This is a genomic window from Candidatus Melainabacteria bacterium RIFOXYA2_FULL_32_9, from assembly GCA_001784615.1.
Lineage (GTDB): Bacteria > Cyanobacteriota > Vampirovibrionia > Gastranaerophilales > UBA9579 > UBA9579.
On sequence record MFRQ01000113.1, the window covers coordinates 600 to 5,468 of the forward strand.

Genomic DNA, 4,869 nt, shown 5'->3' on the forward strand with positions numbered 1-4,869 from the left:
ATCCAATCTATTAAGTAGCGTAGGTTTTCTTAAATTAATTATAGTTTTTATACCAAGAGACGACAATGCTTTAATATCATAATTATCAGGCTGTGAACCTCTATAAAAGTAATCATCAACTCTGGCAAAATTATCGATATCTACTGGAGTTACACCTAAATAAGCAGTGCTAATCTTATAAATACCATCATTATTAGTATTAGCTAATAGTTCAGCATTAATTTGAGAAATGCTAATAAATATTGCAATTAAAAATGCTGAGAATATCTTCCTTAGAATCATAATTATTTAAAGCCATCCTCCTTATCGGGTTCTCAATAATATAATAAACCCTAAAAAAACAAAACTGCCAATTTGACTGAATTATTTTTAATAAGTTTACTAAAAGTAACAATTGATTATATAAAATTGTTAGCGTATAGATTTAATTAAAGACTTAACGATATAAAGTTTTAAAGAATCGCCAAGTAAGGAGGTAACAAAAAATACTTACGCATAAAGTGATATTGTCATTGCGAGGAGGGCTGAAAGCCCGACGTGGCAATCCAAATTATAGCATTATTTAATGGATTGCTTCGCTTCGCTCGCAATGACAGATTTGCGTTTTAAAATACGCAATAATTTTTTGTTTGTTCCTTAAATAAAATTTCATATATTTTAGCTCCAGGGTAAGGAGTCATTATGCAAAACTGTGCTGATTCAGGATCAAGTTTTAATGAATATTGCAAGGTACTTTTAGGGAGGCAGGGGGGGTGAGAATTTTGGCTAAAATTAATTAGCAATTCAAGTTAATTAAGAAAATTTTTACAATCACGATTAAATCATAATTATAAAAATACAAATATTGGGCAATTATGCATAACCATATGGATTGCTAAATTTAAAAGTTATAAAGAAGTAGGGTGAATTCAGATATACCCTACTTCAACAATTATCATAATTTTGGGGACAGAGTAATGAATTATGTATTTGGCATTTCAACATGCAAAAGAGAATATGTTGAACATCCTAGAGAAGTACTGTCCTCCTCACTTTCAGCTTGGCAAGTATATCCATCCCCATTGCTGCCTACGGGAAATACTTGATATCCTTTTGTTTGAGAATAAACTACCCAAGCCTGAAAAAGATCCTTTCCCCACATATTTGGCGGACTTACACCATTTACATCAACTATAAAAGATCCACAAATACCTGATAATCCTGATTCACTTGCAGAACAATTGTTTTCACTTTTAAAAACTACGTAACTTCCGTCAGAAAGTATACCGGCAGGAGCGTTAGGATACGCTGTACATGTTGCAGGTGAACCCTTATAGCATCTATATAGAGTACTATCAAGAAAAAGACTATCAGCACTATTTACTTCTTTTATCAATATAAGATAATTTTTATACTCTTCCATCATATTACTAGAGGTAGTCATATCCCAGAGTTGTCCACCATTAGCAGTCTGTAACCTAACTGTTCCTTGTATCAAAGTTGACATAAGTTTTATCCATTTAGCTCTGAATTGCTTGTCCTGCGTATCATGGGCTAAAGCAGGAATAGTAATAGCTACAACTATACCTATTATTACCAATGCAATAAGCACTTCTGCAAGCGAAAAAGCTTTCTTTTTAGAATCTATTAGCAAACCTAATATCCTCAGGCTATAAATTGTATATTTATAATAACAAATTTATATAAGATTCACACCCTATAAAAATACTATTTGTTTAAATAAACATAGCAATTTAACTGGACATATTAGATAGAATATGAAAATTGATTAAAAATTTGGTATGGATATTACCCAATTCAAGTCCTCACTGGAATGATCATTAACTTGAGAATGTGGCTTAGCTACCACATAATGATAGTGGTATTATTGGAATAATTGATGACTTAAAAAATGTGGCTTAGCAACCTCCTAAGCCTTTAACTACCCATCCACCATTCTCAATTTTTGTAAATGTACCTGAATTTCGTTGCTCTATAAGCTCATCAATACTAATTAAATCTCTACCTTCTAGCATCAATGAGCCAAGCCAGGTCTCAACTGTAGTCAGCTTAGGATTAACGTTGTGCTGTTTTTGCTCGAAAACTTTAATTCCAGGGATATTCAGGGAACCTTTAATTTTATCGGGATCAGGAATTTCACTAACATCCGAAATAATTATTACGTCATCTATACTGCATTCTTTTAGGGCGACAGACAGACAATTTCTATGGAAACTTTGATTCAAAGCTACATTTGCGCTGTCTGCCGGAAACTTATTTACAACCATATACATTATCTTATCTGCATATCTTGCAAAAAGATCCTGATTTTCCTGATAGTACAATGGTTTAGGTAAATTATCATAAGTTTTGGCTGATTCAACTATAATAAACCAATCTACCGTTTCATTTAGAGAATCAAGCCTTAATTCAAGCAATTCAAGCTCATCTAGAAATGTAAAACAATCATATATTAATGGTCGCTTATTAGCATTATCAACAACAGGGACTGTAATCGTTTTATTACTCATCTCTTCGTATATTTTGAGATAAAGCTTCCTTAATGCTTCAACACAACTTGGCAATGTATAAGAATTTTTGGCAATTTGATAAGCATTAGCGCCTAATTCATTACGCAATTCCTTGTCAGTGTATAGCCTATCCAGCATTACAGTATAATCATCAGCCGTTTCTGCAAAAAGTCCACCACTTCCCATAGTTTCTTTGTGTGCATTGTTTCCTATCACACTACTATGGGATAAACAGGGTTTTCCATGTATCATAGCTTCCGCAAAAACTGTCCCAAAAGTCTCTCCGTCAAACCTTCCATGCGCAAAAATATCTAAAGTATTAAGGAATTTGGAAATATTTTGTGCATCACCACTATGATCGAGAAAATGAACATTTTTCAAACCCGATTCTTCTGCCTGTTTTCGATATAATTGGCTTCCCCCCATTATAATAAAATGTCTGTCTGGATTATATATTTTAGAAAAGCTATCAAGTGGAATTTGACTATATATTTCATCATTATTTCTTTGATGATAACCAGCTACAAGTGCATCTTCAGGAATTTCTAATTCTTCTCTAAAATTCTCGCTTGATGCCGGCTCTTCAACAGGAACAGGTATTACGCAACTTCTATCAATTCTCCCACCAACATTAGTCCAGCAACTCCTTTGCCAGTCTGAAGGATGAATACTATAAACAATATTTGGACTATGATCAACCCCACCGGTAAGCGCTACAAATTCAATAACAGGTAAATTAATTTTAAAATAAGGGTATTCTCTTGCGCCTGCCTTTCCTGTTTGCACAAAATCATACTTTCGAGAATCAAAAACATCCCAAAAATCAGTCTCTTCCCATCTGGCAGGATAACAATCAGAATTAATCTTTTTCACAGTAAATTGGATAAGATTAACTCCTTTTTCTCGCATATAGTTAAAGCGGTCACGATTTGTTTCACTTCCCTTGATCTTGAAATAAGGAAAAGAATTGCAATAGTAATAATCAACTTCAAATTCATCTTTTGGAAGATTCGCAGCCATATATTGCAGCCACCTTTCAGTTCCTGCAGCGGCTAATCCTCCAAATTTAATGAAAGCTATCCGAATTTTTTTATTTAAGCCCATCTCTCTTCCTCGAATTTCCATTTCTATAAAAAACATTATAGACTAAGCAGCCAGATACAGACAAGGCAATTAAGATAAGCAACTAAATATGAAACATTTCAGACATTTCTATTACACATTTAAACTTAACCCAACATAGTATATGAATTTGTAAACTAATCCATGGATTTACTTCTACTAAACCCTCTTGCCGATGAAACAATTCTAAAATTGTTTTAAATTTATAATAACAAAATAAATTAGTTTATATTCAAAAATATTATCCATATATTCCCCCTATTTTGAAGATGAGGTTATATAAACTGAAAGGATGAGCGGACTATGATAGTAACTATGAGTAAGTACAAAAAATTAGAGAAAAAGTATGAGGGTTTACTGAGAAAATTTTCTAAATACAAACAAATGTATAATTATGCAAATTGCAACAAAACCTGGAAATATGACCAATTGATGGTAAGAACAATAAAGTTAAAAAGAGAAAACGATAAAAATACTTATGATATAAAACAATTAGAAAAACTCACAGCAAAACTAATAGAGATTAAAGAAGAAAGAGATTATTTAAAATCTGAAATAGATAAAATTGCTCAAGAAGAAGTCAGTAAAAGAGTTAATGAAGAAGTAAATCTTGTTTTTAAGAAAAACGCAAAAGTTAATGAAGAACTATTACAGGCAAAAGAAGAAATAAAATGGGTAAAATGGTTTTTAAAATCATTAAAAGATATTTATTTAAGTGAAAATGGTGGATTAAGTAAAAGAATTATCCTAGACAAGCTTAGAGAAGGAATCCCTGAATGCTATAGGGAAATACTGGAAGATGTGTTCGAGAATAGCTATCATTTGCCAAAAGCGCAACAATTAAGAGCTCGCTAACATATTAGAAAAATAATCCTGCAAGCAATTTGCAGGATTATCTGTTAAGTTTAAAAATCGGAACGACAGGATTTGAACCTGCGACCCCTACCACCCCAAGGTAGTGCGCTACCAAGCTGCGCTACGTCCCGATTGCTTGTTGTATTTGGGTTTCAGCTTGCCAGCTGATAATAACTTTATATTTTTTAGTAGCATTTTAGAAGAATTGCTTTAATACTTATCATATCTGGAAAATATGTTTTTTCAAGTATGATGAGAAGCTTATTTGTGCTTCTCAAATTCTTCTATAAATATAAGTTAATTATGCTTGGTTTAAATTTTAAGTGAATATTAAAAAAATATAATTATATTCTTTTACAGTATTTAATCGCTTCAATGCAAT

At 32.2% G+C, this 4,869-nt stretch carries 3 protein-coding genes, 1 tRNA gene and 1 pseudogene; 1 reads left to right on the top strand and 4 read right to left on the bottom strand.

Annotated elements, in window-relative coordinates:
• The 3 genes and pseudogenes from A2255_00430 to A2255_00440 form a co-directional block, all read right to left on the bottom strand.
• A pseudogene (locus A2255_00430) lies at positions 1-282 on the bottom strand (hypothetical protein).
• A gap of 679 nt (positions 283-961) precedes the next feature.
• Positions 962-1,633 carry a hypothetical protein gene (locus A2255_00435; protein OGI18229.1) on the bottom strand — a complete coding sequence of 224 codons (672 nt, stop codon included), beginning with the start codon at positions 1,631-1,633 and terminating at the stop codon, positions 962-964.
• Between the two features lie 265 nt (positions 1,634-1,898).
• Entirely contained in the window at positions 1,899-3,614 is a 1,716-nt protein-coding gene (locus tag A2255_00440) for a hypothetical protein (protein OGI18230.1), read from the bottom strand.
• Positions 3,615-3,935: 321 nt separating this feature from the next.
• Between A2255_00440 and A2255_00445 the strand changes: the two genes are divergently transcribed.
• Entirely contained in the window at positions 3,936-4,487 is a 552-nt protein-coding gene (locus A2255_00445) for a hypothetical protein (protein OGI18231.1), read from the top strand.
• Positions 4,488-4,544: 57 nt separating this feature from the next.
• Here the strand turns inward: A2255_00445 and A2255_00450 are convergent.
• Positions 4,545-4,618, bottom strand: a tRNA-Pro gene (locus tag A2255_00450).
• Positions 4,619-4,869: the final 251 nt, after the last annotated feature.